27 protein-coding genes and 1 pseudogene are annotated in these 25,832 nt (G+C 70.2%); 19 read left to right on the top strand and 9 right to left on the bottom strand.

What is annotated here, in order from left to right; all coding sequences use genetic code 11:
- Positions 1-155: 155 nt before the first annotated feature.
- Entirely contained in the window at positions 156-1,190 is a 1,035-nt protein-coding gene (locus ACWEFB_RS36995; protein ID WP_452292900.1) for a hypothetical protein, read from the bottom strand.
- A gap of 273 nt (positions 1,191-1,463) precedes the next feature.
- On the opposite strand from ACWEFB_RS36995, the gene ACWEFB_RS36990 reads away from it, so the two are divergent.
- From ACWEFB_RS36990 to ACWEFB_RS36970, 5 genes are read left to right on the top strand one after another with little or no spacing between them, the layout of a single operon-like run.
- Positions 1,464-2,507 (top strand): LacI family DNA-binding transcriptional regulator, encoded by a 1,044-nt coding sequence (locus tag ACWEFB_RS36990; RefSeq protein ID WP_452292899.1) that lies wholly within the window; start codon positions 1,464-1,466, stop codon positions 2,505-2,507.
- Positions 2,508-2,527: 20 nt separating this feature from the next.
- Complete coding sequence (locus tag ACWEFB_RS36985) at positions 2,528-4,153, top strand: FAD-dependent oxidoreductase (RefSeq protein WP_452292902.1); 1,626 nt, start codon at positions 2,528-2,530, stop codon at positions 4,151-4,153.
- A gap of 12 nt (positions 4,154-4,165) precedes the next feature.
- Positions 4,166-5,440, top strand: a complete 1,275-nt coding sequence (locus ACWEFB_RS36980) for an ABC transporter substrate-binding protein (RefSeq protein WP_452292898.1) — start codon at positions 4,166-4,168, stop codon at positions 5,438-5,440.
- Positions 5,441-5,450: 10 nt separating this feature from the next.
- Entirely contained in the window at positions 5,451-6,413 is a 963-nt protein-coding gene (locus ACWEFB_RS36975) for a carbohydrate ABC transporter permease (protein WP_326559180.1), read from the top strand.
- A complete protein-coding gene (locus ACWEFB_RS36970) occupies positions 6,403-7,245 on the top strand; it encodes a carbohydrate ABC transporter permease (protein WP_326559181.1) in 843 nt (280 codons plus the stop codon). Before ACWEFB_RS36975 ends, ACWEFB_RS36970 begins: the two co-directional genes overlap by 11 nt.
- A 49-nt stretch (positions 7,246-7,294) precedes the next feature.
- Here ACWEFB_RS36970 and ACWEFB_RS36965 read toward each other — a convergent pair whose 3' ends face one another.
- On the bottom strand, positions 7,295-7,822 hold the full coding sequence (locus ACWEFB_RS36965; RefSeq protein ID WP_452292897.1) for a GNAT family N-acetyltransferase: 528 nt from the start codon (positions 7,820-7,822) through the stop codon (positions 7,295-7,297).
- 253 nt (positions 7,823-8,075) lie between these two features.
- Here ACWEFB_RS36965 and ACWEFB_RS36960 point away from each other — a divergent pair.
- Positions 8,076-8,501, top strand: a pseudogene (locus ACWEFB_RS36960) (peroxiredoxin); the annotation flags it as partial.
- Positions 8,502-8,631: 130 nt separating this feature from the next.
- Positions 8,632-9,132: an SRPBCC family protein gene (locus ACWEFB_RS36955; RefSeq protein WP_452292896.1), complete on the top strand. Its 501-nt coding sequence runs from the start codon at positions 8,632-8,634 to the stop codon at positions 9,130-9,132.
- Here ACWEFB_RS36955 and ACWEFB_RS36950 read toward each other — a convergent pair.
- Positions 9,102-9,845, bottom strand: a complete 744-nt coding sequence (locus tag ACWEFB_RS36950) for a DUF899 domain-containing protein (protein ID WP_452292895.1) — start codon at positions 9,843-9,845, stop codon at positions 9,102-9,104. The genes ACWEFB_RS36955 and ACWEFB_RS36950 overlap by 31 nt on opposite strands.
- Before the next feature lie 159 nt (positions 9,846-10,004).
- Between ACWEFB_RS36950 and ACWEFB_RS36945 the strand changes: the two genes are divergently transcribed.
- Positions 10,005-10,349, top strand: a complete 345-nt coding sequence (locus ACWEFB_RS36945; RefSeq protein ID WP_326559186.1) for a YciI family protein — start codon at positions 10,005-10,007, stop codon at positions 10,347-10,349.
- A gap of 17 nt (positions 10,350-10,366) precedes the next feature.
- Here ACWEFB_RS36945 and ACWEFB_RS36940 read toward each other — a convergent pair whose 3' ends face one another.
- The 3 genes from ACWEFB_RS36940 to ACWEFB_RS36930 form a co-directional block, all read right to left on the bottom strand.
- A complete protein-coding gene (locus tag ACWEFB_RS36940; protein WP_452292894.1) occupies positions 10,367-11,635 on the bottom strand; it encodes an RNA polymerase sigma factor in 1,269 nt (422 codons plus the stop codon).
- Positions 11,636-11,745: 110 nt separating this feature from the next.
- Positions 11,746-12,216 (bottom strand): SRPBCC family protein, encoded by a 471-nt coding sequence (locus ACWEFB_RS36935; RefSeq protein WP_452292893.1) that lies wholly within the window; start codon positions 12,214-12,216, stop codon positions 11,746-11,748.
- 26 nt (positions 12,217-12,242) lie between these two features.
- Positions 12,243-13,331: an FAD-dependent oxidoreductase gene (locus tag ACWEFB_RS36930; protein ID WP_452292892.1), complete on the bottom strand. Its 1,089-nt coding sequence runs from the start codon at positions 13,329-13,331 to the stop codon at positions 12,243-12,245.
- A gap of 144 nt (positions 13,332-13,475) precedes the next feature.
- On the opposite strand from ACWEFB_RS36930, the gene ACWEFB_RS36925 reads away from it, so the two are divergent.
- The 7 genes from ACWEFB_RS36925 (at position 13,476) to ACWEFB_RS36895 (ending at position 19,594) form a co-directional block, all read left to right on the top strand.
- Positions 13,476-14,330 (top strand): helix-turn-helix domain-containing protein, encoded by an 855-nt coding sequence (locus tag ACWEFB_RS36925; protein WP_452292891.1) that lies wholly within the window; start codon positions 13,476-13,478, stop codon positions 14,328-14,330.
- Between the two features lie 131 nt (positions 14,331-14,461).
- Entirely contained in the window at positions 14,462-15,637 is a 1,176-nt protein-coding gene (locus ACWEFB_RS36920) for an RNA polymerase sigma factor (protein ID WP_452292901.1), read from the top strand.
- Between the two features lie 105 nt (positions 15,638-15,742).
- Entirely contained in the window at positions 15,743-16,696 is a 954-nt protein-coding gene (locus ACWEFB_RS36915; protein WP_452292890.1) for an ABC transporter ATP-binding protein, read from the top strand.
- A 1-nt stretch (position 16,697) separates the two neighbouring features.
- Entirely contained in the window at positions 16,698-17,513 is an 816-nt protein-coding gene (locus ACWEFB_RS36910; RefSeq protein WP_452292889.1) for an ABC transporter permease, read from the top strand.
- A gap of 10 nt (positions 17,514-17,523) precedes the next feature.
- Complete coding sequence (locus ACWEFB_RS36905; protein ID WP_452292888.1) at positions 17,524-18,288, top strand: ABC transporter permease; 765 nt, start codon at positions 17,524-17,526, stop codon at positions 18,286-18,288.
- A 92-nt stretch (positions 18,289-18,380) separates the two neighbouring features.
- Positions 18,381-18,806, top strand: a complete 426-nt coding sequence (locus tag ACWEFB_RS36900) for a DnaJ family domain-containing protein (protein WP_452292887.1) — start codon at positions 18,381-18,383, stop codon at positions 18,804-18,806.
- A gap of 59 nt (positions 18,807-18,865) precedes the next feature.
- Positions 18,866-19,594, top strand: a complete 729-nt coding sequence (locus ACWEFB_RS36895) for a M15 family metallopeptidase (protein WP_452292886.1) — start codon at positions 18,866-18,868, stop codon at positions 19,592-19,594.
- 15 nt (positions 19,595-19,609) lie between these two features.
- On the opposite strand, the gene ACWEFB_RS36890 is transcribed toward ACWEFB_RS36895, so the two are convergent.
- Both ACWEFB_RS36890 and pnuC read right to left on the bottom strand, forming a co-directional pair.
- Positions 19,610-20,746 (bottom strand): AAA family ATPase, encoded by a 1,137-nt coding sequence (locus tag ACWEFB_RS36890; RefSeq protein WP_452292885.1) that lies wholly within the window; start codon positions 20,744-20,746, stop codon positions 19,610-19,612.
- Complete coding sequence (pnuC, locus tag ACWEFB_RS36885) at positions 20,743-21,420, bottom strand: nicotinamide riboside transporter PnuC (protein WP_452292884.1); 678 nt, start codon at positions 21,418-21,420, stop codon at positions 20,743-20,745. The genes ACWEFB_RS36890 and pnuC overlap by 4 nt, the downstream gene beginning before the upstream one ends.
- Before the next feature lie 128 nt (positions 21,421-21,548).
- On the opposite strand from pnuC, the gene ACWEFB_RS36880 reads away from it, so the two are divergent.
- Both ACWEFB_RS36880 and ACWEFB_RS36875 read left to right on the top strand, forming a co-directional pair.
- On the top strand, positions 21,549-22,085 hold the full coding sequence (locus ACWEFB_RS36880; protein WP_452292883.1) for a hypothetical protein: 537 nt from the start codon (positions 21,549-21,551) through the stop codon (positions 22,083-22,085).
- A complete protein-coding gene (locus tag ACWEFB_RS36875; protein ID WP_452292882.1) occupies positions 22,082-22,888 on the top strand; it encodes a phosphatase in 807 nt (268 codons plus the stop codon). Before ACWEFB_RS36880 ends, ACWEFB_RS36875 begins: the two co-directional genes overlap by 4 nt.
- A 24-nt stretch (positions 22,889-22,912) precedes the next feature.
- Here the strand turns inward: ACWEFB_RS36875 and ACWEFB_RS36870 are convergent, their stop codons facing one another.
- Complete coding sequence (locus ACWEFB_RS36870; RefSeq protein WP_452292881.1) at positions 22,913-23,428, bottom strand: GNAT family N-acetyltransferase; 516 nt, start codon at positions 23,426-23,428, stop codon at positions 22,913-22,915.
- A gap of 163 nt (positions 23,429-23,591) precedes the next feature.
- Between ACWEFB_RS36870 and ACWEFB_RS36865 the strand changes: the two genes are divergently transcribed.
- Together ACWEFB_RS36865 and ACWEFB_RS36860 are read left to right on the top strand one after the other, a co-directional pair.
- Entirely contained in the window at positions 23,592-25,448 is a 1,857-nt protein-coding gene (locus ACWEFB_RS36865; RefSeq protein WP_452292880.1) for an amidase, read from the top strand.
- The gene (locus tag ACWEFB_RS36860; RefSeq protein ID WP_452292879.1) at positions 25,445-25,624 is read left to right on the top strand and encodes a hypothetical protein; all 180 of its coding nucleotides are present in this window, start codon (positions 25,445-25,447) and stop codon (positions 25,622-25,624) included. Before ACWEFB_RS36865 ends, ACWEFB_RS36860 begins: the two co-directional genes overlap by 4 nt.
- Positions 25,625-25,832 lie beyond the last annotated feature (208 nt).

The raw sequence follows: 25,832 nt of genomic DNA, 5'->3' as shown, positions 1-25,832 counted from the left end.
AAGCCGGTGGCGAAGAAGGACGTTCCGCCCCCGCCGGCCGTCCGACCCGCTCCGGCCGACTGCACCGGGCCGAAGTATCGAGCGGATCAAGCTTGACGGCGCTCGCCGGGCACGGTCGGCCCGACCCACCCGTCAATCAGGCCCGACCCACCCCGTCACACAGCCCGAGCCACGCAGATCCGAGCATCCAACCGAGGACCAGCCTCGTACACCATGTAGGACACCCCGCCATCCGTACCGAAGCTCGGCGACGCCACCCGACCGTTGTCCGAAGCGATCGGCGTGTGGAACACCCCCAGATGCACCTCACGATCGAAGTTGAGACCAACCTCGGTGAGGTGCATCCGCCCGTCACCCCCGTGGTAGACCACGTACGCGGTGCCGTTGCGGGTGAGCAGGTGTGGTGCGGCGATGTCTGCCAGCCCGTCGCCGGACGGTGAGATCAACGGGTTCGGGGCGAACTGCCACTGGTCCCACCCGTTCGGCGACCATCCCCAGAAGATCTTCCGAGTCCCCGGCCGTACGGTGTGCGCGCCCATGAACAGCATCACGTACTTGTTGTTGCGGCCGGCGATCCGGTGCTCGAACACCCGGGCGTAGGAGGTCTCGGTGGTGTTCGGGACGAGGTTGGTGCTCAGGATCGGCGTCTCGTTGGTGAAGGTGATCCCGTCAGTGGACCGGGCGACCCGGGTGGTGGTGTTCTCGCCGTGGAAGTAGAGGAAGAACTCCCTGCTGGAGGCGTTCCAGACGACGTGCGGTGAGGAGACGTGGCTGACCGTCGTGGTCGGCAGCACCCGGTCGACGATCGGGTTGCCGGGGTGCTCGGTGTAGGGACCTTCGAGCCGGTCGGCGTAGGCGAGGCAGATCCCGCCGGGTGCGTCGTGCGGGGCGTAGTAGAGGTAGTAGCGGCCACGGGCCCCGGAGATCTTGTCGTAGACCCCGCGTACGCAGGGGAAGATCGTCTCCCCGGTCGGGTTGTAGGCCAGCGGGCGGTCGAACGCGTCGCGGACGTACCGGTAGCTCGGGAAGCCGGCCGGGCCGGCGAGCGCCGGACCGCCCGCGACCAGGGCGCCGAGGCCGGCGCCGGTCGCGGTCGCGGTGCCGAGCAGCGCGGCGCCGCGCAACAGCCCACGCCGGCTCAGGCCGCCGTCGGGCCGCTGCGGGGTCGGATTCGGGTACGGGTGAACCATGGGTGTCTCCGATCGTGAGGGGACGCTCGTCGATCGTGCAGTGGCCGCTTGACGTCACCTTGGGTGAGCAGGCCGTCCGCCCGGGACAGTGGGTTGTGGTCGATGAGTCTGCGCCGGGGCGGTACGGCCGTCAAGGCGCTAATACGAATTATCACCGCGAGTTTGTCGCGAACGAATCCCGAGTGAGGTCTTGACGTGAGCGGTTGGTCGGCCGCAAGATTTCACCTCGACGTAGCTAATGCGTATTAGCCCAGAAACGAATGGACACGCACAGTGACCGGACCCCGTAGGCGAGTCACCCAGCAGGACATCGCCCGGATGACCGGCGTCAGCCAGGCGACCGTCTCGCTGGTGCTGAACGGCCGCGACGACGGCACCGTACGGATCGCGCCGGAAACCCGCGAACGGGTGCTGCACGCCATCCGCACCACCGGCTACGTCGCCGACCCGGTCGCCCGGCGCCTCGCCGCCCGGCACAACCGCATCCTCGGCGTCTTCACCTACGAACCGGTCTTCCCCGCCGGCACCGGCGACTTCTACCACCCGTTCCTGGTCGGCATCGAGGAGTGCGCCGAGCGGCTCGGCTGCGACCTGCTCCTGCTCACCAGCGCCCCGGTCGCCGACGGTCACCGGCGGATCTTCCACGACGACAACCGGCTGCGCCTCGCCGACGGGTGCGTCCTGCTCGGCCGCTCGCTCGACCGGAACGAGTTGGCCCGGCTGGTCGCCGAGGGGCAACCCTTCGTCTCGGTCGGCCGCCGCGACGACGCCGGTGGTCCGGTGCCGTACGTCGGCGCCGACTATCCCGCGGCTACCTCGGCGGTCGTACGCCGCGCCCTCGACGCCGGCCACACCGCGCTGGCCTACCTCGGACAGGGCGCGGGCCCCGAGTCGCACGCGGACCGGATGACCGGCTTCCGGGCCGCGCTCGACAACGCCGGCCTACCCCCGAGGCACGAGCCGACCGCGGACCGCTCCCCCGCCGAGTTGCTCGACACCCTGCTCGCCACCGGGATCACCGCCGCCGTCGTCGAGGAGTACGCCGACGGCGTGGCGATCGCGCAGGTGGCCCGCGAACGCGGACTGGACGTGCCGCGCGACCTGTCGATCCTGGCGCTCGGCGACCCGACCCGACCCGCGGCCGCCACCGACCTCGACTTCACCGGCTTCCGGATCCCCCGCCGCGAGATGGGCTGGCAGGCCGTCGAGGTGCTGACCGGGCTGATCGAGGGCGGACCGGAGGGCGCGCCGCAACTGCTGGTGCCCTGCCAGCCGGTCGACGGCGCCACCCTGGCGTCCCCGGCGGCACCGAAATGAAAGGACAGATCTTGTCAGACATGCGGGCCGAGGTACTGATCGTCGGCGGCGGGCTCGGTGGCGTCGCCGCCGCACTCGCCGCGCTGCGGGCCGGCCGATCGGTGGTGCTGACCGAGGAGTACGACTGGCTCGGTGGCCAGCTCACCAGCCAGGCCGTGCCGCCGGACGAGCACTCCTGGGTCGAGCAGTTCGGCGTGACCGCGAGCTACCGCTCACTGCGTGACGGCATCCGGGACTACTACCGCCGCTACTACCCGCTCACCGAACGGGCCCGGAACACGGTCGCGCTCAACCCCGGTGCCGGGCACGTCAGCCGGCTCTGCCACGAGCCCCGGGTCGCGGTCGCGGTGATCGAGGCGATGCTCGCGCCGTACCTGGGTGCGGGGCGGTTGCGGCTGCTCCAGCCGTACCGGCCGGTGGGTGCCGACACCGACGGCGACCGGGTGACCGGGGTGACCCTGGCGCACCGGGACAGCGACGAGCGGGTGCACGTGACCGCCCCGTACGTGCTCGACGCCACCGAGACCGGGGAGCTGCTGCCCCTGACCGGCACCGAGTACGTCACCGGGTTCGAGTCGCGGGCCGAGACCGGTGAGCCGAGCGCACCGGACGAGGCCCAACCGACCAACATGCAGGCGGTCTCGGTCTGCTTCGCGATCGACCACGTCGACGGCGACCACACCATCGACCGGCCGGCCCGGTACGACTTCTGGCGCGCGTACCAGCCGGCGTTCTGGGGGGACAGGATGCTGTCGTTCCGCTCCCCCAACCCGCGCACGCTCGAGATCTCCGAGCGGAGCTTCACCCCCAACCCGGACGACGACCCGTGGCTGGTCCAGGCCGACCAGCGGGTCAGCGCCGGTGACGGCAACCTCTGGACGTTCCGCCGGATCGCCGCCCGGCGCTCGTTCCGGCCGGGCGCGTACGACAGCGACATCTGCCTGGTCAACTGGCCGATGATCGACTACTTCGAGAGCCCGGTGATCGACGTACCGGACCCCGAGCGGCACATCGCGGCGGCCCGGGAACTCTCCCTGTCGGTGCTGTACTGGCTACAGACCGAGGCGCCCCGCACGGACGGCGGGGCCGGGTTCCCCGGGCTGCGGCTGCGCGGCGACGTCACCGGCAACGGGGGAATCAGCAACGGCGGCGACCTGACGCACAGCGGGCTCGCCCAGGCCCCGTACATCCGGGAGGCCCGGCGGATCCGGGCCGAGTACACCGTGGTCGAACAGGACCTCTCCCTGGACGTACGCGGTGACAAGGGCGCGGCCAGTTACGCGGACTCGGTCGGCGTCGGCATGTACCGGATCGACCTGCACCCCTCCACCGGCGGGGACAACTACGTCGACGTGGCCTCGTGCCCGTTCGAGATCCCGCTCGGCGCCCTCATCCCCCGGCGGGTGGAGAACCTGCTGCCCGCCGGAAAGAACATCGGCACCACCCACATCACCAACGGTTCGTACCGCCTGCACCCCGTGGAGTGGAACGTCGGCGAGGTTGCCGGCCTGCTCGCGGACTTCTGCCTGGCCCGGCGGGTCACCCCCCGCGCGGTGCGTTACACCCCCGGCCTGCTGGCCGACTTCCAGAACCGCCTCGCCGAGGACGGTGTCGAGCTGCGCTGGCCCGACGTCGCCGGCTACTGAGGGAGGACCTTGATGAAGAACCGGTTGACGGCCGTCGTCGCGCTCACCGCGCTGCTCGGCCTGAGCGGCTGCGGAGGCGGCGACAGCGGCGGCTCCGACGGCCCGGTCTCGCTGCGGATGACCACCTGGTCGGCGAACGAGGCCCACCTGAAGCTGTTCAACGAGATCGCCGCCGAGTACCGCGCCACCCACCCGGACGTCACCGCGATCACCTTCGACCCGATCCCGTTCGAGAGCTACACCACCACCCTGACCACCCAGATAGCCGGCGGTAACCCGCCCGACCTGGCCTGGGTGCTGGAGAACGCGGCCCCCGACTTCGTCTCCTCCGGTGCCCTGGTGCCGCTGGACGACACCCTCAAGGGCACCGACGGTTACCACTTCGACGAGCTGACCCCGGCCGCGACCAAGCTCTGGCAACGCGACGGCAAGCTGTACGGCTACCCCTTCTCCACCTCGCCGTTCGGCATCTTCGTCAACACCGACCTGGTCAAGGCGGCGGGCGCGAAAAGCCCGGCCGAGCTGATCGCCGCCGGCACCTGGAACTGGGACAACGCCATCGCCACCGCGTCCGCCGTGGCGTCCGAGACCGGCAAGGCCGGTCTGGTCGTACGCGACTTCGACTACAAGGGCTGGGACAACCTCTCCACCGTGTGGACCGGTTGGGGTGCCCAGGCGTGGAGCGCGGACGGCAAAACCTGCGGTTTCAACGCCCCGGAGATGGTCGAGGCGATGACCTTCCTGCACAACGCCATCTTCACCGCCAAGGCGCTGCCCGGCCCCGGCACCGCCGCCGACTTCTTCGCCGGTGAGGCCGGCATGACCATCACCCAGATCTCCCGGGCGTCGCTGCTGGAGAAGCAGACGTTCGGGTGGGACCTGGTGCCGCTGCCGGCCGGGCCGAAGGGCGGCTACTCGGTGATCGGGCAGGGCGGCATGGGCGTACTGAAGAAGGGCAAGCACACCGACGCGGCAGCCGACTTCCTGGCGTACCTGACCAATCCCACGAACTCGGCGAAGCTGGCGCAGTTCTTCCCGCCGCCGCGTACGCCGCTGCTCACCGCGGAGACCCTGGCCAAGACCAACCCGCTGCTCAAGCCGGAGCAGTTGCAGAAGGTGGTGATCGACGGGATCGCCAACGGGGTGGTCAAGCCGAGCCACAGCGGTCAGGCCGAGCTGAGCCAGGCCGTACGGGCGGCGCTCGACCCGCTGTGGAAGGCCGACGCCAACGTCAAGGGTGTACTCGACGGGGTCTGCTCGGCGATCAACCCGCTCCTGGGCAAGTAGGGGATCACCGATGCCGGTCCTGACGGACAACGCGGCGGGCCGGGTCGACACCCGGCCCGCCCCGGGCGAGACCCCGCCGCAGCGGCGCGCGTGGTGGACGTCGCGCCGGCGGGACCAGCTCGCCGGCCTGCTCTTCGTCACCCCACAGCTCATCGGTACGGCACTGTTCGTGCTGCTCCCGCTGGGCCTGGTGGTCTGGTACAGCCTGCACGAGTGGAACGTGCTCGCCGACACCTTCGACTTCGTCGGTACGGACAACTACCGCAAGCTCGTCGACGACCCGAACCTGCCCTCGGTGCTGCGCTCCACCGCGTACTTCTCCGTCGGCCTGGTCGTGCTCAACCTCGGGCTGGCCCTGCTGCTCGCCGTACTGCTCAACCAGAAACTGCGCGGCACCGTCGTGTTCCGTACGCTGTTCTTCTCCCCGGTGGTGGTCTCGCTCGTCGCCTGGACCATCGTGTGGGGTTTCCTGTTGCAGGACAACGGCGGGGTCAACGGCGTCGCCGGGATGGTCGGCGCGGACGGACCCAACTGGCTGCGCGGTGAGTGGACCGCGATGCTGTCGGTGATCGTGGTGCAGGTGGTCAAGAACGTCGGCCTGAACATGGTGCTCTTCCTGGCCGCGTTGCAGGGCGTTCCGGCCGAGTTGTACGAGGCGGCGACGGTCGAGGGCGCCAGCCGGTGGACCCAGTTCCGCCGGATCACCGTGCCGCTGATCAGCCCGACCATCCTGCTGACCTCGATCATCACGGTGGCCGGCGCGTTGCAGGTCTTCGCCCAGATCGCCGTCCTGACCCAGGGCGGGCCGGGCACCTCGACCACCGTGCTCGTCTACTACCTCTACCAGCAGGCGTTCCAGTTCCACCAGTTCGGCTACGGGTCCACCCTGTCCGTGCTGCTGTTCGCAATCGTGTTGACGCTGACCGTCGTGCAGTGGCGGATGCGCAGGAGGTGGGTCTTCCATGAACAGTAGGCTGTCGCTGCGGGCCCGGTTGACGCTCTACGGCGTCATCTGCCTGCTGGCCGTACCGTTCGTCTTCCCGACCTGGTGGATGATCACCTCGTCGTTCAAGCCGGTCGCCGACATCTTCGCCTTCCCGCCGTCGCTGATCCCGACCGAGTGGAGCTTCTCGGCGTACCGGCGGGTGTTCGAGTTGCAGCCGTTCGCCCGGCAGTACTTCAACAGCGCGTACATCGCGGCGGTGGTGACCATCGGCACGCTCGCGGTGTCGGCCCTGGCCGGGTACGCCTTCGCCCGGATCCGGTTCCGGGGACAGCAGTTCCTGTTCCTGGTGGTGCTGGTCGGTCTGCTCATCCCGAGCGAGGTGACGATCGTGCCGCTGTTCCAGCTGTTCAACTCGCTCGGCCTGGTCGACACCCACTGGCCGCTGATCCTGGTGCCGATGCTCGGCGCGCCGAGCGTGCTGGCCACCTTCATCATGCGGCAGTTCTTCATCACCCTGCCGGCGGAGTTGGAGGAGGCGGCCCGGGTCGACGGGCTCGGCCGGCTGGCGACGTTCTGGCGGATCGCGCTGCCGCTGGCCCGGCCGGCGCTCGGCGCGGTGGCGATCTTCACCTTCCTGCACAGCTGGAACCTCTACCTGGAGCCGATCGTCTTCCTGTCGAGTCCGGAGAAGTTCACCCTGCCCCAGGCGCTGACCCAGTTCGTCGACGCGTACGGCGGCCCGATGTGGGACGTACAGCTCTCGGCGGCGTCGATGACCGCGCTGCCGGTACTGGTGGTCTTCGTCCTCGCCCAGCGCCAGTTCATCGAGGGGTTGGCCCACACGGGGCTCAAGGGCTGACAGCCGGTGGATGTTGGCGCGGCGGTCTCTACCGTCGCGCCAACACCGGTCAGCGGAGTTCGCCTTCGAGCAGGCCCATGGTGAACTTGTCGTGCCACCTGCCGTCCCGGCGGAACGTCTGGCGCAACCTGCCCTCGTCGACGAACCCCACCTTCCGGTAGACGTGGTGGGCGGCGTGGTTCTCGGCCACCACGGTCAGCGTGATCTTGTGCAGGCGCATCTTGTCGAAGCCGTACCGACAGACCGTACGCATCGCGTCGGTGGCGTAGCCCTTTCCCCAGTAGTCCTTTTCGCCGAGGTAGATGTCCAGGTCGGCACAGCCGGTCTCCGGCTCGGCGCCGTGCAGCCGGACCAGGCCGATGAGCCTGGTGTCCTCGACGACCTCGATCCCGAACAGGACGTCTCCGTAGTCGTTGCGCGGGCGCTCCTGCATCCACGTGGTGACCCGGGTCAGCGTCTGGGCGTACCCGTCGTCCATCCAGCGCATCACCTCCGGATCGTGGTTCCACCGCCACAGCGCCTCGGCGTCCGACGGCTCCATCGCGCGCAGCTTCACCAGGTTCCCCAGTACGAACACACCCCGGCCCTTCGTCCACTTCGATGGTTGGTTCCGGAAACCGCCAGTGGTAGCCGGAAACCGCCAGTGGTAGCAGGAGGCCGAGGTGGCGGTCAACGCGAATAGCGTCAACGGACCCCGACGACGCCTCCCGACACCGGGCTCGACGGCAGTTCGTCCGCCCGGAAGTCGGTGAGGTCGCGCAGGTGCCGAATCGGTGAGGCCAGCAGGATCAGTGGCATGCAGAGGGTCGCCAGTCTCCCCCACCGGACCGGGCGACGCCTGGACGGTCCTCTACTTCTTCCCCGGCGCCTTCGCGCCCGGCACCCAGGGCTACCCGCCCGGTTGGGCCGACATTCCGGGTGCGAGGGGCTGCACCCTGGAATCGCTCACCTACGCGTCCCGGTTCGCCGACTTCGAGTCGGCCGGCGCCACCGTCCGGGGCGTCAGCACGCAGCGCCCCGACGAGTTGGCCGCCTTCGTGACGCACTCGAGGTTGCCCTACCCGCTCCTGTCGGACCAGGACAGCAAGCTCGCGGCCGGGCTGCTGTTACCGACGTTCCGGGCGGCCGGCGTCGACCGCTTCAAGCGCTTCACCCTGCTGGTCGACCCCGACTCGGTGATCCGCGCGACGCAGTTTCCGATCACGGACCCGGCCGGCTCCGTCGCGGAGATGCTCACTCTCGTGCACGACCGCTGAGAGCGGCACGGCCCGTCGCCTGCAAACCCGCGATACCCTCGTCGCCTCGACGCACTGGAGACCGAGGTCTACCGCACCGCCGCGCACACCGCACCCACGGCGTGGCGGACCGACGAGAGGAACACCCGGCATGACCCGTCCACCCACCGGCCGTCTGTTCCCCACCGCCACCGGAAGCGATCTCGTCCTCAGCCGGACGTTCCGGGCGCCGATCGAGGACGTCTGGGCCAGCGTCACCGAATCCGAGCGCACGGCCCGCTGGTTCGGCCCGTGGCAGGGCGACCCGGCGCCGGGCAGGACAATCAAGGTCCAGATGGCGTACGAGGAGACCGCTCCCTGGTCCGACATGCTCATCGAGGCGTGTGAGCCGCCGCGCCGGCTGGCCGTGTCGACCGTGGACGAGGCCGGCTCGTGGCGACTGGAACTGCTCCTGGCCGAGGTCGACGGCAGCACCGAACTCACGCTCGTGCACCACCTGGAGACCGAGGACGGGGTGGGCGAGGTCGGCCCCGGCTGGGAGTACTACCTGGACATGCTCGCAGCCGCGCGCGACGGATCGCCCACGCCCGTGTTCGACGACTACTACCCGGCGATGAAGCCCTACTTCGACGGACTGACCACCGCTGGCTGAGCGGAGGCGTACCTGTCGTGGTGGCGCAGCCAGCGGCTCATCTCGTCCAGCCGCGGCCTGCCCTGCGGGGTGAAGTCGAGCAGAGTGTCGGTGCCGTGCAGCACGGTCGGGCCGTCGCCGTATCCGGAGTACGTGTGGAAGACCGTCGCGTCGTGCTGGACGAAGACGGTCAGGCCGCTCTGCTCGCCCCGGGTCACCCACTCCTCGCCGTTTTGCAGCAGGGTCTCCCTGTCCTGGTAGTTGTACTCGACCGGGGCGACGCTCTCGTCCTGCGTCACGTGGAAGTCGTAGTTGAAGTCGCTGCCGAAGGACGAGTACCAGGGCATCGTCCAACCCATCCGCGCCCTGAACCTCTCGATCCCGGCGTACGGGGCACGGGAGACGAGGGCGAACGTGGTGTCCCTGCGGTGCAGATGGGACAGGTTGCCGATGCTGTCCACCAGGTAGGAGCAGAACTTGCAGCCGGCCTCCCACGCGGGGTCGAACATGAAGTGGTACACGATCAACTGGCTTCGCCCCTCGAAGAGCTCCGGCAGGGTCACCTTGCCGTCCGGCCCCTCGAACACGTACTCCTTGTCGACCTCGACCACCGGCAGCGCCTGCCGCTCGGCGCTGACCTCGGCCAGCACCCGCGCGGCCTGCTCCTCGTTGGCGAGCAGCCGTCTGCGAGCCACCAACCAGGCGTCCCTCGACACCACCTGGATGTCACCCATGCCGCTTTCCCTTCTCGACGTGCCCCCGGTGGAGGCTCCGTAGACAGGTCGGAGCGGAGATCCGGTCGGCGACACGAGGCGGCGAACTTTTTCCGCCGACGCCCTGGCCGGCTGGTACATTCCCGTCGGTTACCGGCCCCCGAACAGGTAGGACGGACGTTGAAGTACCTGCTGATGGTCTGTGTTGACGAGTCGATCGAGCTGACCCCCGAGGAAGACGCCGCCGAGATGGAAGCCGTCGGCGCCTGGGCCCGGGAGATGGACAACCGTGGGGTACGCGTACTGGGCGATCGTCTGCGCCCGGTCAGTGATGCCACCTCGGTCCAGTTGCGCGGCGGCGAACTGCTGATCTCCGACGGTCCGTTCGCCGAGACGAAGGAGCAGATGGCGGGCTTCGACGTGATCGAGTGCGCCGATCTGAAGGAGGCGATCGAGGTGGCGTCGAAGCACCCCGGCGCCAAGCTCGGCACCATCGAACTGCGGCCGTTCTGGCCGGAGGAATAAGTGCGGGTTGACCGGGGTCAGCCGCCGGCCGCCCCGACGGTGTCGGTGACCACCCGGTCGGCGCGCTCCTCGAGATAGCGCCGCTCCAGCACGTTTGTCGTCAGACGGGCGGCCAGGGCGTACGAGGACCGTGCCGCCACCGGCTCGCCCGCCAGCTCCAGCAGATGGGCGCGGGTCGCCTCCAGCCGGTGGTGTCCGGCCAACCGGTCGTCCATGGCCAGTTTCCGGAGCAGGCCGAGTGCGGCCCTCGGCCCGTGCACCATGGCGACCGCCACCGCACGGTTGAGCGCCACCATCGGGCCGAGCGACATCCGTTGCAGCAGGTCGTAGAGGCCGAGGATCTGCGGCCAGTCGGTGTCCTGCGCCCGTTCCGCCTCGGCATGCACGGCCGCGATCGCCGCCTGCAACTGGAACGGCCCGGCCGACCCGCGCGGCAGCGTACGGGTCAACAGCGCCACTCCCTCCCGTACGGCCTGCCGGTCCCACCGGCTGCGGTCCTGCTCGTCCAGCGGGATCAGGCTGCCGTCCGGCCGGGTACGCGCCGGCCGACGGGCATCGGTGAGCAGCATCAACGCGAGCAGACCGGCGACCTCGCCGTCGTCCGGCTGTAACCGGTGCAGTTCGCGGGTCAGCCGGATCGCCTCACCGGTCAGGTCGTCTCGCTGCAACCGGGGACCCGACGTGGTGGTGTACCCCTCGTTGAAGATCAGGTAGAGGACGTGCGTGACCACCCGGAGCCGGGCCGGCCGCTCCTGCTCGGGCGGCAGCTCGAACGGCACACCGCTGGCCCTGATCCGCTGCTTGGCCCGGCTGATCCGTTGTTTCATCGTCGGCTCGGCGGTGAGGAACGCGCGGGCGATCTGCTCCGTGGACAGCCCCCCGACGGCCCGTAGGGTCAGGGCGGCCTGGGAGACCGGTGACAGCGCGGGGTGGCAGCACAGGAACAGCAGGATCAGCGTGTCGTCGGAGTCCGGTGGTTGATCCGTGTCCGGACCCGGCACCCACTGCCGGTCCGATGGCCGCAACGCCGCGTCTGTCACCTCCCGGCGCCGACGGGCGGCGTCGCTGCGGTACCGGTCGGTCAACCGGCGCGAGGCGACCGTGATCAACCAGCCCGGAGGATTGTCGGGGATGCCGTCCGTGGACCACTGGACGGCCGCCGCGAGCAGCGCGTCCTGGACCGCGTCCTCGCACGTGTCGATGCCACCGTGACGCCGGACCAACGTGCCGAGAACCTGCGGCGCCAGCCGGCGGAGCAGATCGTTGACCTCGTCATTGGTCTTCACCGTCCCATCATGCAACGCCCACGCGGGACTTCCCGGTCACCGACGCCGGTCTTCGTCCCGCCACCCGGCCCGGCTCCAACGGCTGGTCGGCGGAGCCGGGCTCGAGGTCGTCAGGAACTTCCCTCTTCGGCCTCGACGAGCCGGGCGAGATTTTCCAGCGCCATCCGCGTACCGGTCTCGTTGTCGGCGGCGGGAATGCTGTCCGGCAGGCCCTCGTGCGCGATCCGCACCTCGGTTCCACCGTCCGCGTCGACCAGGGTGGTGGTCATCGTCATCGTGCCGCGCAGCGCCGGGTCCGCGGTCTCGAACTCGAACACCTCGACCACCTGCTCGTCCGGCACGAGTCGGACGAAGTGCCCGTGGTACGTGTCGGTGTGCGCCGCCGACTTACCCACGCCGTCCGTGGTGTCGTACGTGAGCGAGACGCGGAACGAACCACCCTCTCTCGCCTCGAACTCGTGCACCTGGCTGCTCATGCCGACCGGAACCCGCCACTTCGCGATCGCGTGGGCGTCCAGCAGTGCCCGGTAGACGGCCGGACGTGAGGCCCGCACATGCTGCGATACGTACGTTGACTGCATGGGTCGAACCTAACGTCGGCGGATGGTCACGGGGTCACGGTCAGGCCGAGAAGTTCGAGGTAGTTGTCGATGAACAGGTCGCCCTTGATGTCCGAGGTGGGTCCGGCACCGAGCACGCCGACCTCGGGTGCGTACGAGACACCGCCCTTGGGGCCGAGCGGGAGGACGATGGCGTCCGCCGCCGGCAGGTAGGTGGTCAGGTCGGTGCCGCCCCCGATCAGGGTCCGGATGTTGGCGGCCACCACCTCGGCGTGTTTCTGGGCGGCGCGGGCCATCTTCATCTCGGGTACCGCGGTGACGTCCCCGACCGCGAACACGGTGTCCTGGCCGTGCAGCCGCAGCTCCGGTGTGACGACGAGCAGGTTGTCCGGCCGCCGGGCCGCCCGCAGGTCGCCGTCGAGATAGTCGGTGTCGGTGCTCACCCCGTAGCAGGGGAACCAGATGTCCGCGGTGATCTCCGTACCGGATCCGGTGGTCACGGTGACGGTGGCCGCCCGACCCGGCTCCGACCGGGGCAGTTCCCGCAACGACGTACCGAGCAGGACCTCGACGCCCAGTTGGTCCAGTTGGGTGCGCAGGATCGAACGGAACTCGTCCGGAAAACGTCCGGAGACGAGATCCGTACCGGGGTCCACGACCGTGACGGTCTTCTCCGGCCACACCGACTTGATCTCGCCGGCGAACTCCAGCCCCACCGGTCCGGCGCCGAGGAGCAGGACCCGTCGGGCCCGGTGCAACGCGTCACGGGTGGCCCCGAGCTTCGACCGGGCGGACGTACTGTCCTCCACATCCATCCTGGCCGGGTACGGGTAGACCACGCCCGTGGCGAGCACGACGTAGTCGGCCCCGATCACCTCTCCGGAGCCGAGCTCGACGGCCGTCGCGGACACCCGGACGGCCCGGTCCCGGCGCACCCGTCCACGGGTCAGGAGCCGGTCGTACGGGAGGAAGATCCGATCCGCCCAGTCCGGGTCCACGGCCGCGCGCAACCCGGCGACGGTGTGCACGAACGTGTCGCGGGGCTCGACCAGGACAACGTCGGCGACGTCGTCCAGCGCCTTCGCCACCGTGATGCCGCCGTACCCGCCGCCCACCACGACCACTGTTGGAACCACAGCACACCTCCGGGACGAATCACGAGGTGGCCCGGAAAGGCCACGCCCCCACCCTGGCGAGGCCCGCGACGACCGGGGAGTCCGAGCCGAGGGTGGTAGCGGTGGGGATACGATCCGACGCCCGGTGGCTGTTAGGTTCGGAACGTGAGCGACAACGAGCTGGGTATGTTCCTGCGTATCCGCCGTGAGACCGTCACGCCCGCCGAGGTGGGACTGCCCGCCGGACCCCGCCGCCGGACGCCGGGACTGCGCCGGTCGGAGGTCGCCGTGCTGGCCGGCGTCAGCGTCGAGTACGTCACGCGGCTCGAACAGGGGCACGACCGGCGGCCGTCCGCCCAGGTGCTGTCGACCCTGGCCGACGCGCTCCGGCTGACCGGACGCGAACGCGTACACCTGCACCGCCTGGCCAAGGGGGTCGAGGGCGGTTTCACCTGCCGGGGCGACGCGGGACCGACGCGCACCGTACGACCCACCGTGCAGAGCCTGATCAACCAGCTTGAGCCCACGCCCGCCGTACTGCTCAACCACGTGAGCGAGATCCTCGTCTGCACCGCCGGTTACCAGCGGTTGGCGGGACCGGTCGGCCTGCTGGAGGGAACACCACCGAACCTCGCCCGGTTCGTCTTCACCGACGACCGGGCCCGCGCCGCGTACCCGGACTGGGACCACGTCGCCGACGAACACGTCGCCGCGCTGAAGCAGGGGCCGTTCCGGGCGGACCAGGCCGTGGCGGAGCTGGCGGACGAGTTGACCATCACCGCCGGGGAGTCGTTCACCCGCCGGGTGGGCACCGTACCCGGGCTGCCGAGGTCCAGCGGAATCATGCGGCTGGTCCACCCCGAGGCCGGCGAGTTGCGGCTGGCCTACGAGACGCTCGAACTTCCGGTTGACGACAACCAGCGGCTGATCGTGTACCTCCCCGCCGACCCGGCGACGACCGCCGCGCTCGACCGACTCGACCTACGAGGGTCACGCGCGCTGCGCGCCGTGGCCGGCTGACAGACAGGACAAACCATGACGCGGTACGCAACACCGATCGTGGACGGCACCCTCGGGGTGCGTCCACCGCTCCCGCGGTGACCTCGGTCGCTCGGGCGGTCGACGAGGCGCACCGCCGGGAGTGGGCCAATGTGCTCGCCGCGACGGTTCGCATCACCCGTGACCTGGACCTGGCCGAGGAGTGCGTCCAGGACGCGTACGTCGCCGCGCTCGACGCGTGGACCCGTACCGGCGTACCGAACAGTCCGGGTGCGTGGCTGACCACCGCGGCCAGGCACAAGGCGCTCGACGCGCTACGCCGGGCCGGCACCCTCCGGTCGAAGCTGCACCTGCTGGTGGAGCCGGTGCAGGCCGAGCCGGAGGTCGCCGACCCGGTCGACCACGACGACCCGCTACGCCTGGTCTTCCTCTGCTGTCACCCCGCGCTGGCGACCGAGGCCCAGGTCGCGCTGACCCTGCGGCTGGTCTGCGGCGTGTCCACCCCGGACATCGCGAGGGCCTTCCTCGTTTCCGAGACGACCATGGCGGCCCGGATCACCCGGGCGAAGAAGAAGATCACCACGGCCCGGATCCCCTTCCGGATGCCCCCGCCGGACGAACTGCCGCAACGGCTGGACAGCGTCCTCACCACGATCCACCTGCTTTTCACCACCGGCCACACGGCACCGACCGGACCCACCCTGACCAGGGACGACATCGCTGGGCGGGCACTCGACCTGGCGCGTCTGCTGCGCGACCTGATGCCGGAGGAACGCGAGGTCCGGGGGCTGCTCGCGTTGCTGTTGGCCAACCATGCCCGTCGGGCCACCCGTACCGGGGTGGACGGGCGCCTGCTGCTGCTCGAGGAACAGGACCGGTCGGCGTGGGACCGGCAGAGCATCGCCGAGTCGCACGAACTGGTCCTGGAAGCACTCCAGGGCGGGAGTCCCGGCCGGTTCGCCCTGCAGGCCGCCATCGCGGCCCTGCACGCCGCCGCGCCGACGTACGGCGACACGGACTGGGGCCAGATCCTGGTGTTCTACGACGAGTTGCTACGGGCGTGGCCGTCGCCGGTGGTGGCGCTCAACCGGGCGGTGGCGGTGGCGATGGTCAGCGGCCCGGCGACCGCACTGGCCGAGGTCGACGCCCTGGACGACGGCGGAACCCTCGCCAGCTACCACTACCTGCCGGCGATCAGGGCCGACCTGCTGCGCCGGCTGGGTCGCAACGCCGAGGCCGCCGCCGAGTACGGGCGCGCCATCGCGTTGACCGACAACAACGCCGAACGGGACTTCCTCACCGGCCGTCTCGCCGAAACGTCTTCCTGACCGGACGATCACGGGCTCCATAACGACTCCGGATCCGGACTCAACTTTTTGCAGGGTTCTGTTAATTATTTGCGTCCTGTTGTCAGATTTTCTACGCTCGGCTCCGTGACTGCTCCCCTCGTGGAGGCTGCCGGCCTCGTCAAGCGCTACCCGCCCCGCGACCGTCGATCCACGAGCTTCACCGCGGTCGACGGCATCGACTTCACCCTGCACCGGGGCCAGGCCTTCGGGTTCCTCGGCCCGAACGGGGCCGGCAAGTCCTCCACCATGCGGATGATCGCCTGCGTCTCCCCACCGACCGCCGGCACGCTGCGCGTACTCGGAATGGACCCGCGTACGGACGGGCGCCGGATCCGGGCCCGGCTGGGCGTCGTACCCCAGGACGACGCCCTGGACCGGGAGCTGACCGTACGGGAGAACCTGCTCATCTACGGCCGCTACTTCGGACTGCCGAAACAGGTCATCGCCGAACGTACCGACCGGCTGCTGGAGTTCGCCCAGCTCGACCAGCGCGGGGCGGAACGGGTCGAGTCACTCTCCGGCGGTATGCGGCGACGGCTCACCATCGCCCGGTCCCTCATCAACGAACCGGAGATCCTGCTGCTCGACGAGCCCACCACCGGGCTGGACCCGCAGGCCCGGCACATCCTCTGGGACCGCCTGTTCCGGCTCAAGCAACAGGGGGTGAGCCTGATCCTCACCACCCACTACATGGACGAGGCCGAGCAGCTCTGCGACCGGCTGGTGGTGATGGACAAGGGACGGATCGTGGCGGAGGGCTCGCCCGCCGAGCTGATCGCCACCCACTCGACCCGGGAGGTCCTCGAACTGCGGTTCGGCACCGGCGAACAGGGCACCGCACTGGAGAAACTGCGCAACGAGGGCGTACGCGACCGGCTGGAGGAACTGCCCGACCGGCTGCTCTGGTACACCGGCGAGGGCGACGCGGCGCTGGCCTCCGTACACCGGTTGGGTCTGCGACCGGTCACGGCCATGGTGCGACGGGCGAGCCTCGAGGACGTCTTCCTCGCCCTGACCGGCCGGACCCTGGTGGACTGAGATGGCCACCGAAACCCTCGCCCCGCCGGTCGGCGACGCGACCACGAACACCGGCATGGCGTTGCGGGCCTACCGGTACTGGACGTTGCGCTACCGGCGGACCTGGCGCGGCACCATCGTCATCAGCGTCGCCAATCCCCTGCTGTTCCTGGTCGCGATGGGGCTCGGACTGGGCCGGCTGATCGGCCCGGACACGGCGGTCCTCGGCGGCGTCGGTTATCTCGCCTTCTTCGCGCCCGGCATGCTCGCCGCGGCGTCGATGCAGAACGGCATCATCGAGGCCGCCTTCCCGGTCGCCTGGAGTCGCCGGCCGGGCGGCGCCTACCCGGTCGCGGCCGGGACACCACTCGAGCCGGAGGACATCCTCCACGGCCACCTGCTGTTCATGACCCTGCGGGTCCTGACGAGCGCCGCCGCGTTCCTGGTGGTGATGGTCGCCTTCGGGGCCGCGATGTCCCCGCTGGTCGCGCTGGCCCTGCCGGCGGCCACCCTGACCGGGATGGCGTTCGCCCTCCCGTCGGCCGCCTGGGCGGTGACGCTGACCGACGTCGGACCGGTCGGGGGCGTCTTCAAGTGGGTCGTCATGCCGCTCTACCTCTTCTCCGGCACCTTCTTCGCGGTCGAGCAGCTACCGGAGGTGCTGCGACCGGTCGTCTACGTCACGCCGCTGTGGCACGGCGTCGAGCTGTGCCGCACGTTGAGCCTCGGTACGGCCACCTGGTCGACCAGCCTGGTCCACATCGCCTACCTGGCAGCCCTGACCGGCGTCGGCTACCTCGTCGCCCGCCGCAACTACCGACGTCACCTGCACGCGTAGGGAGCCGACCGTGTCCTCCGCACACCTGATCGTCCTGCGCCACCTGTGGGTGCTGCGCCACGGGCGGCCGTGGAACCTCGTCGTGAACGGCATCTTCGAGCCGTTCCTCTACCTGCTCTCGGTCGGCATCGGCATCGGCCAACTCGTCGACGACGGTGCGACCGGCGGAGCGACCACCCGGTACGCGGCCTTCGTCGCCCCGGCCCTGCTCGCCACCTCTGCGATGAACAGCGCCGTGAACGAGACCACCAACAACGCGTGGTGGCGGGTACGTTTCGACAAGCTCTACGACGCCATCGTGACCACCCCGATGCGGATCGCGGACATCGCGGTCGGTGAGATCGCCGCCTCGGTGCTGCGCAGCACCCTCTCGGCCACCTGCTTCTTCGTCGTCATCGTCGCGCTCGGCATGGTCCACTCGTGGTGGGCGGTGCTGGCCGTACCGGCGGCGGTGCTGATCGCCTTCGCGTTCTCCGCCGTCGGGCTCGCCGCGGCGACCTACATCCGCGACCCGCACCACCACCAGTACCTGCAACTGTGCATGCTGCCGATGTTCCTGTTCGCGACGACGTTCTACCCGCTGTCGGTCTATCCGACCGGGGTGCAGCCGGTGGTCGCGGCGCTCCCGCTCTACCAGAGCATCGAGCTGCTGCGGGGACTCACCACGGGTCACCTCGGGCTCGGCATGGTCGGGGCGACCGCGTACCTGCTGGTGATGGGGGTGGGCGGGGTGTGGCTGGCCAACCGCCGGTTGAGCGGGATGCTGCTGACCTGACCTCGGCACCGCCCACCCGTGACCAGGGGAAAGTGGGAGATGCCCGGCTAAACTCGGCGGGAAGTGGTTCTACCCAGGGCAGGTGAGCGCTGATGTCGAGCTGGTACGAGTCCCGGATCGACCGCCAGATCCGCGAGGCGCAGGAGCGGGGCGAGTTCGACAACCTCCCCGGTGCCGGCAAGCCCCTCCCCGATCGCGGCACCTCCTACCACGAGGACTGGTGGATCAAGGCCTGGATCCGGCGGGAGAACCTCACCGGGCTGGCGCCGACCTCGCTGCGGCTGCGCAAGGAAGCCGAAGACCTGGTACGCACCCTGACCGGAAAACCGTCGGAACAGGCGGTACGGGACAGCGTCGCGGATCTCAACGAGCGGATCCGGCGGGCCCGGCAGGGACTGGTCGACGGACCACCCGTACTGCTCGACACCTTCGATCCGGACGAGGTGGTCGAGATCTGGCGGGAGCAGCGGGCCCGTCCCGGCGACTCTGCCAGCAAAAATGGTGCAGTTGGCGCCTGAGGTCGCAATCCCCTCTTCCGGAACGGCCGTCCCGCCGTTGGCCGCGTAACGTTTCCGCGGTGCGACGCCGTCCCCACGGGCTGATCCCGGTGCTCCTGCTGGCCCTCGCGGTCGGCGGCTGCGGCACTCCGGCACCCCGGCCCGGCACAGCCTCAGGCGGAGGCGAGGGCGCGACGTCGCCGTCCGGGACGGCGAGCACCGGCACCCCGGCACCACCCGCTTTCAGCTCCGAGATCACCACGGTGACCGCCACCGAACTCGGCGCGAGCTGGCGACCCGGCTGCCCGGTCGGTCCGGCCGATCTCAGAACGTTGAAGCTGAGCTACTGGGGCTTCGACGGCCAGTCCCACCTCGGCACGATCGTCGTGCACCGTACGGTGGCCGACGAGGTTGTCGGCGTGTTCGCCACCCTGTACCGCGAACGGTTCCCGATCCGTCGACTCACCCCGGTCAGCGACTACGGCGGCAGCGACGACCGGTCGATGGCCGACGACAACAGCTCCGGGTTCAACTGCCGGGAGGCGGTGGCCGACGGGCCGACGAAGTGGTCCGCGCACGCGTACGGGCAGGCGATCGACATCAACCCGGTGGAGAACCCGTACCTGGTCGACGGCGACGTGCTGCCGCCCGCGGGCGCCCCGTACGCCGACCGTACGACGGTCGAGGGCGACGGCCTGGCGGTGCCCGGCGGAACGCTGGTGAAGGCGTTCGCCGGGGCCGGGTGGCGGTGGGGCGGCGAGTGGTCGACGGCGCCGGACTACCAGCACTTCAGCCGGACCGGCGACTGAGCCGGGTCCGGCCGCTCAGAGGGAACGGTCGGCACCCGCCTCGGCCAGCGGCGGGGCGAGCCGCCAGCCGCCGGCCACCAGGTCGACGCAGGCGGACCGGGCCGTGGCGAGACGCACCTCGGGCGGCCCGGTCAGTTCGCGTACGGGCACCCCGGTGTCGCGCAGCACCTCCCGGAACCGCCCGGTCATCCAGGCGCGCAGATGCTCCCCGTCACGCAGGCCGTCGTCCTCGAACGGCACACCCTCGTGGTCGGTGAGCAGGTAGAGGTCGGGGCGCCGGGCGGCGGCGAGCGTCGCCACGGACGGGGAGCCGAGGTAGCGCTCCTCCCAGACCGCGGTGGCGACCGCGTCGGTGTCACACACCAGGATCGGTCCGCCGGACCGGGCCGCGTCGTCCTCGGCCCGGTTCTGGGTCTCGGCCACCTCGACGAAGTCCTCCCGCGACCAGGTCACGTCGAACACGCTCGCCCCCGGATTGGTGCGCCGCAACGCGGTGAGCTTGCGCTGCGTCAGCTCACGGCCGAACTCCGGGACCCAGCGGGTCTGCGCCCACACGCCACCGTCGCCGCGCAACGCCTCGGCCAGGGCGCGGGCCATCGTCGTGGTGCCGGTCGACTCCGCACCGACGACGACCACCCGCCGGGTGAACCAGGCCCGCACCGGCGGGGCCAGGTGCCACCACTGCGACACCGGGTCCGCCCGCACCTCGGTCCCGGACACCCCGATGGTGCTCCGTGCCTGGTCAACGCAGACGTGGGTGGCGGAGAACCGCCTGGCCAGCTCGTCGCCGTACCGCTCGGAGCTGAACACGGCGTCCACCGGACCGTCGAGCGCGGCCCGGAAGACCGCGCAGTGCGCGTCCCAGGCCAGCGGGTCGGCGTAGTCGACCGGGTGATCGTCGACGACGCCGACGAACCACACCCACGGCGTGCTCGCGTGCACCTCGCGCAGCCAGTCCAGCCGCAGGTCGAGCGGAATCGACTCCACACTCGACGGTGCCACCACCACGGTCACCCGGTCGCAGGCCGCCGCGGCGGTGGCGATCAGGTGATGGTGGCCGGCGTGCGGCGGGTAGAACTTGCCCACCACCAGACCGTGCCCGAACCGGCTCGCGGCGGCTGGATGGTCGGGGCGGGGCGCAGGTGCGCTCATGCGGTCACCGTGGCGCCCACCGGGCCGGGTCCCGCCGACCGTTCGCGCAGGTCGGCCCGCCATGCCCGCCACCCGAGTCCGCACAGCCCGAGGAATCCGACGTACAGGATCGCGGTCAGCCACAGGCCCTTGTAGCCGTAGAGCGGGATGTAGACCAGGTCGACCGTCGCCCACAACCACCAGCTCTCCACCAGCTTGCGCGCCTGGCCGTACGTCGCGAGCAGGGAGAGTGCGGTGGTGAACGCGTCCGGCAGCGGGACCGTCGAGCCGGTGAAACGATCCAGGAAGAACCAGAGCAGACCGGTGAGCACCACCCCCGCGGTCGCGAGGCCGGTCCACTCGGCCCTCGTGGTGGTACGCACCCCGGTCACGCCGTCCCGTCCGGTGCCCCGGGTCCACTGCCACCAGCCGTACCCGCCGAGCACCACGTAGACGATCTGCAACCCGGCGTCCGCGTAGAGCCCGGCGGACCAGAAGACCACCATCAACAGCAGTACGTTCAGGATGCCGACCGGCCAGTTCGCGACGTGCTGCCGTACGACGAGCAGCACGCAGAGCATCCCGGTGGCGAACCCGAGCAGTTCCGCCCACGAGGTCGGCGCCCCGAACACCGTCACCGCCGGTGAGTTGAGCCAGTCCAGCATCGCCTCGTCCGTCCGCTCGGCAGTGGCCATACGCTAACGGAAGCCGTACGGCGTGCCGCGACAAGCCCTCCCCGTACCGCGCGGTTCCGCGACGGGGCGGACCCTTCCTGTCACCGGAACTGATCGCCTGGCTCGGTGCCCAACCGTACGATCTTCGGGTGTCACTCTTCGGCTACTTCATCGTCGCCCGTCACGTACGACCGCTGCCCGAGCTTCCCTCGATCGAACGGCTCTGCCGGGAGAGTGTCGACGGGATCCGTGCCGGCACGGTCGGTGGTCTCCACAGCGATGGCGACTGGCAGTTCCTACAGGTCCTGGACGGTGCCGGGCTGGACGTCGCGGACCTGGTGGCCGAGACGGGCGCGCCGGCGCTGAGCGTTTATGTGATCGAAAGCGCCGTCGGCGTGGTCGGGGGCGCCGCACCGGGCGGCGATGAGTGGTACGGCTGCCTCAACCCGGCGGACGCCGTCAGGGCGTTCGACATGCCATCCGAACTCGCCGGTTCGGTCGAGCAGACAACCGGGTACGCGGTCCGCTGGGCGGAGTCAGCGGGCCGGACGGCGGATCCGGTAGCGGTCGCCGCAGCGGTCGACGCGGGTGTCGGTCCCTTCGGCGAGGGAGTGAAATCCTTTGTCGACGGTCTCGGGTTCCGCTTCGGCTTCGTCACAGCCGAACTGGGAAGGAAGACGTCATGACCGACGCACCGAGCCGGGAGGCTCTGCTCGACCACCTGGTCACGACCCGGATCGCCGGACGGGTCGCCACCCCGCGCGACAACAACCTCGACCATTTTCGGCGGATGAGCAAACGCCAACCGCTCTACCTGTTCGGGCTCGAACCCGTGGGCACCTGGACACCGGCCGAGGTACTGGCACTCATGGTGGAGCGTTGCGGAGTCTCCCCCGACGTCGGACACGTACGCGGCGACGACACCATCGACCCCGAGCGCACGGTCGAGCGGCTGGAGGCGATGGCCGTGCTCGTACGCGACGCCGCCCGGCAGCGGCAACGGGTGCTGGTCGCCACCGGACATCCACACGGGGTGATGTCCATCCACCGCGCGCTGGCGCGGGCACTGCGTACGGCGGGCTGTTCGCTGCTCTCGGCGGCGGCGGGCTGGCAGCACCCCGACGAGCCGTCCTACCGCAGCCCGCACCGGTCGATCCGGTTCCTCGACGACGTCGCCGTGCTGACCGACTCCTCCGGTCGGCCGAAGCACACCCATTCCCCGCTGCCGATGGTGGCCATCCTGGAGGCGCTGGAGACCGCCGGCCAGCCGCTGCCCGAACTGGTCATCGGAGACCACGGGTGGGCCGGTGCCGCCGCGCAGGCCGGGATAGCCACGGTCGGTTTCGCCGACTGCAACGACCCCGCCCTGTTCGTCGGTGAGGCGGAGGGCCGGGTACGGGTGTGCGTGCCGCTGGACGACAACCTCGATCCGGGCCTCTACGCGCCGCTGACCGCGTACCTGCTGCACCACGCCGGCCTGGACGGCTGAAGCCGGCCGGTCTTCGACGCGTCGCTAGACGGCGTCGGCGGGGCGGCGGGCCACGTCCCGGGCGATCTCGGCGACGATCTCCCCGTCCTCGTCCGGTGCCAGCTCGACGAAACCAACCGACGCATAGAGCCTGCGGGCCGTGACGTTCGACTGGTCGACGGAGAGTCGGACGGCTGGACAGTCGGGGCGCTCCATCAGCCAACGCACCAGGCTCAGCACGGCGGCGCGTCCCAGCCCCCTGCCCTGCTGCCCCGCGTCGACGAGCATGCCGCCGAGCCAGTAGGTCAGGTCGCCGTTGTCATGCCCCCACATCACGTGACCGACCACCTCCTCGTCCGCGTAGACGGCGAGCGACCGCCACACCCCCTCACGCATGCTGAGCAGCAGGTAGCGGGCTGCCGACGGCGCGACGAAGGCGCGCTGCTCGTCGAGCGGCACGACGTCGGCAACCGCGCGCCAGTTCTCGTCGTCGACCGACCGCAGTGTGACCCGCCGGTCCGCTCGGTCCGTCAACCCGTAGTCGATCAAGTCCGTGCTCATCCCGGTAGCCTTCCACGCCGCGGATCGGTTTACCGAGCCGAAAAGAGATCGAAAACTCGCCGCAGCGACGACGTTGCGATGATCTTGGCGGGCCGCCAGCCGGCGCCCAGCGGGCATCTCAGCGCGGTGCCCATTCCTGGCACAAGACAGGAGCCCTCAGCACATGCCCGACAAGTTAGACACCTCCCCGAAGGCCGCGGATCCGAACGACGACCACCGGACCGGGTTCAGCCGACGGATGTTCCTCGGCAGCGGCGCGGCGGTGGCCGGCGCGACGGTGACCACCCTCGCCGTCGCGGAGCCCGCGGCAGCGACCCGCAACGAGCACGACGAACTACTCGACTCGCTGCCCTCGGTACGCGACATCCCCCGCCGGGCCAGGATCGTCGACTACGAGATCGCCGAACTGATCGTCCTGCTCCGCGCCAACCGGCTGACCTCGGTCGAGCTGACCAGGGCGTACCTGGAACGCATCGACCGGCTCAACGGCCCGTTCGAGGTCTACGGCGACAACGGCGGTTACAACGCGTTCGTACGGATCGACCGGGTGGGCGCACTCGGTCAGGCCGCGGCGGCGGACAAGCTGCTGCGCAAGGGTTCGCGCTCGGCGCCGCCGCTGTGCGGCATCCCGTTCGGGATCAAGGACTCGGTCGGCGTACGCGGGCTGGAGGCCAAGAACGGGACGCACGCGTACGACGGGAACGTGGCGTACCGCGACTCCACGGTGGTGGCCAGGTTGCGAGCGCAGGGCGCGGTCATCATCGGCCACACGATCGCCTCGGCGTTCTCGGGCTCGATCTCCGGCACCTTTGCCGGCAACGCCTGGAATCCCCGCTTCATCCCGGGCGGGTCGAGCCAGGGTTCCGGCGTCGCCACCGCCGCCCGGTTGGCGGCGGCAACCATCGGCGAGGAGACCGGTGGCTCGATCATGATGCCGGCCTCGGCGAACGGCGCCAGCGCCATCAAACCGTCGCTCGGCCTCGTCTCGACCGCCGGAGTGATGCCCCTGTCCCCCGGGTACGACGTGCTCGGACCGATCGCCCGCTCCGTCCGGGACGCCTCCCTGATCCTGGCCGCGATCCTCGGCCCCGACCCGGCACCCGACCCGCTCACGCTGTCCGCCCCGAACCCGTTCCCCGCGCTCCCGGTCGCCGCGCGCAAGGGCAGGTCCCCACTGGCCGGCGTCACGATCGGCATCCCGCAGACCGACTGGATGACCCGCGGTGGAACCGGCACCGCCCCGGCCGAGACCTACGACGCCGACTACCGGGCGGCGTTCGAGCGGTTCAAGCAGGAGCTGGTCAGGCTCGGTGCGCGGGTCAAGGAGTTCCCCGGCCTGGACGTCACGGTGCCGGAGAACGACCCCTACTTCCGTACGCCGGACCGGTTGGCGGTGCCGGTGGGTGCCCCGGTGTCACCGGCGACCGCGGTGCTCAGCCCCAACCGGTACGAGATCCGCTACTGGCAGGCGGTACAGGCGTTCGCCGACTCGCATCCGGCGAACGCAGAAGCGCTCCGGCGGCAGTTCGGTGACTTCGCCGCGGCTGCGGCCACGGCCGGTTCGATCCCCGCCTCCGTACGCGACGAGGGCGAACGCCGTCGCCGCGTACTGCAGGCCAACTACCAGCGGGCGCTGGACGAGGCCGGGGTCGACTTCATGCTGGTGCTGCCGATCGGCGCCCGGATCGGGCCACGCTCCGGCGGGACCCAGTTGTCGAACTACCGCACCTTCTACCAGCTTCCGAACGCGCTGACCTGGCCGATGGTCTCGTTCCCGATCGGGTACGACGGCACCGAGGGCCTTCCGATCAACGCCGCCTTCTGGGGTCCGCGGTTCTCCGAGCCGACCCTGGTCCAGGCCGCGATCGACTACCAGGACCGGTACCCCTCGTACCACCGGGCGGCACCGCCGGACCCGACCTTCGAGGCCCAGCGCAGCCGGGGGCTGTCGCCCTCGGAGGAGGTCGTACCGCCGGAACTGTCGAACGATCCACTGGTGGCCGAGCGGGCCTGGTCATGACGGCCACCGGTCCGTTCCTGACCGTCGAGTGGCAGCCGCTGCTCAACGCCGGTCTGCCACTGCGCGAGCCGGACGACGAGCCGGCACCCGTACTCACCGTGGAGTGGGGGCCCAAGCTCGGCACGAGCTACTACGCGTACGACGACGACCTCCCCGGGGAGTCGCCGCACCACTGATCCGACGAACAGGTACGGCGGCGGCCCGGTCCAACCAACGGACCGGGCCGCCGTCGTACCCCCGAACGGGGCGGTTGCCGCCCGTCTCGACCTCTTTTAGGGTGTTTCGCGCGCTATATACATCGTACTTTCGGCTAGCCTCCGGCTGACTAAACAGGTTATGGTGGCTGCACTGATCGGCCCTAAGCGAACAACCGGTCAGCTCACA

The organism is Micromonospora sp. NPDC004704 (assembly GCF_053601675.1).
The sequence above is the reverse complement of the archived record's forward strand: the minus strand, read 5'-3'. Positions and strand labels throughout refer to the sequence as shown.

Bases quoted from the DNA above. Each gene is read 5' to 3' on its own strand.
- ACWEFB_RS36985 (WP_452292902.1), top strand. From the start codon at position 2,528: ATGCGGGCCGAGGTACTGATCGTCGGCGGCGGGCTCGGTGGCGTCGCC.
- ACWEFB_RS36970 (WP_326559181.1), top strand. From the start codon at position 6,403: ATGAACAGTAGGCTGTCGCTGCGGGCCCGGTTGACGCTCTACGGCGTC.
- ACWEFB_RS36935 (WP_452292893.1), bottom strand. From the start codon at position 12,216: ATGCAGTCAACGTACGTATCGCAGCATGTGCGGGCCTCACGTCCGGCC.
- pnuC (WP_452292884.1), bottom strand. From the start codon at position 21,420: ATGGCCACTGCCGAGCGGACGGACGAGGCGATGCTGGACTGGCTCAAC.
- ACWEFB_RS36910 (WP_452292889.1), top strand. From the start codon at position 16,698: ATGGCCACCGAAACCCTCGCCCCGCCGGTCGGCGACGCGACCACGAAC.
- ACWEFB_RS36875 (WP_452292882.1), top strand. From the start codon at position 22,082: ATGACCGACGCACCGAGCCGGGAGGCTCTGCTCGACCACCTGGTCACG.
- ACWEFB_RS36860 (WP_452292879.1), top strand. From the start codon at position 25,445: ATGACGGCCACCGGTCCGTTCCTGACCGTCGAGTGGCAGCCGCTGCTC.
- ACWEFB_RS36975 (WP_326559180.1), top strand. From the start codon at position 5,451: ATGCCGGTCCTGACGGACAACGCGGCGGGCCGGGTCGACACCCGGCCC.
- ACWEFB_RS36980 (WP_452292898.1), top strand. From the start codon at position 4,166: ATGAAGAACCGGTTGACGGCCGTCGTCGCGCTCACCGCGCTGCTCGGC.
- ACWEFB_RS36865 (WP_452292880.1), top strand. From the start codon at position 23,592: ATGCCCGACAAGTTAGACACCTCCCCGAAGGCCGCGGATCCGAACGAC.
- ACWEFB_RS36870 (WP_452292881.1), bottom strand. From the start codon at position 23,428: ATGAGCACGGACTTGATCGACTACGGGTTGACGGACCGAGCGGACCGG.
- ACWEFB_RS36955 (WP_452292896.1), top strand. From the start codon at position 8,632: ATGACCCGTCCACCCACCGGCCGTCTGTTCCCCACCGCCACCGGAAGC.
- ACWEFB_RS36900 (WP_452292887.1), top strand. From the start codon at position 18,381: ATGTCGAGCTGGTACGAGTCCCGGATCGACCGCCAGATCCGCGAGGCG.
- ACWEFB_RS36890 (WP_452292885.1), bottom strand. From the start codon at position 20,746: ATGAGCGCACCTGCGCCCCGCCCCGACCATCCAGCCGCCGCGAGCCGG.
- ACWEFB_RS36995 (WP_452292900.1), bottom strand. From the start codon at position 1,190: ATGGTTCACCCGTACCCGAATCCGACCCCGCAGCGGCCCGACGGCGGC.
- ACWEFB_RS36950 (WP_452292895.1), bottom strand. From the start codon at position 9,845: ATGGGTGACATCCAGGTGGTGTCGAGGGACGCCTGGTTGGTGGCTCGC.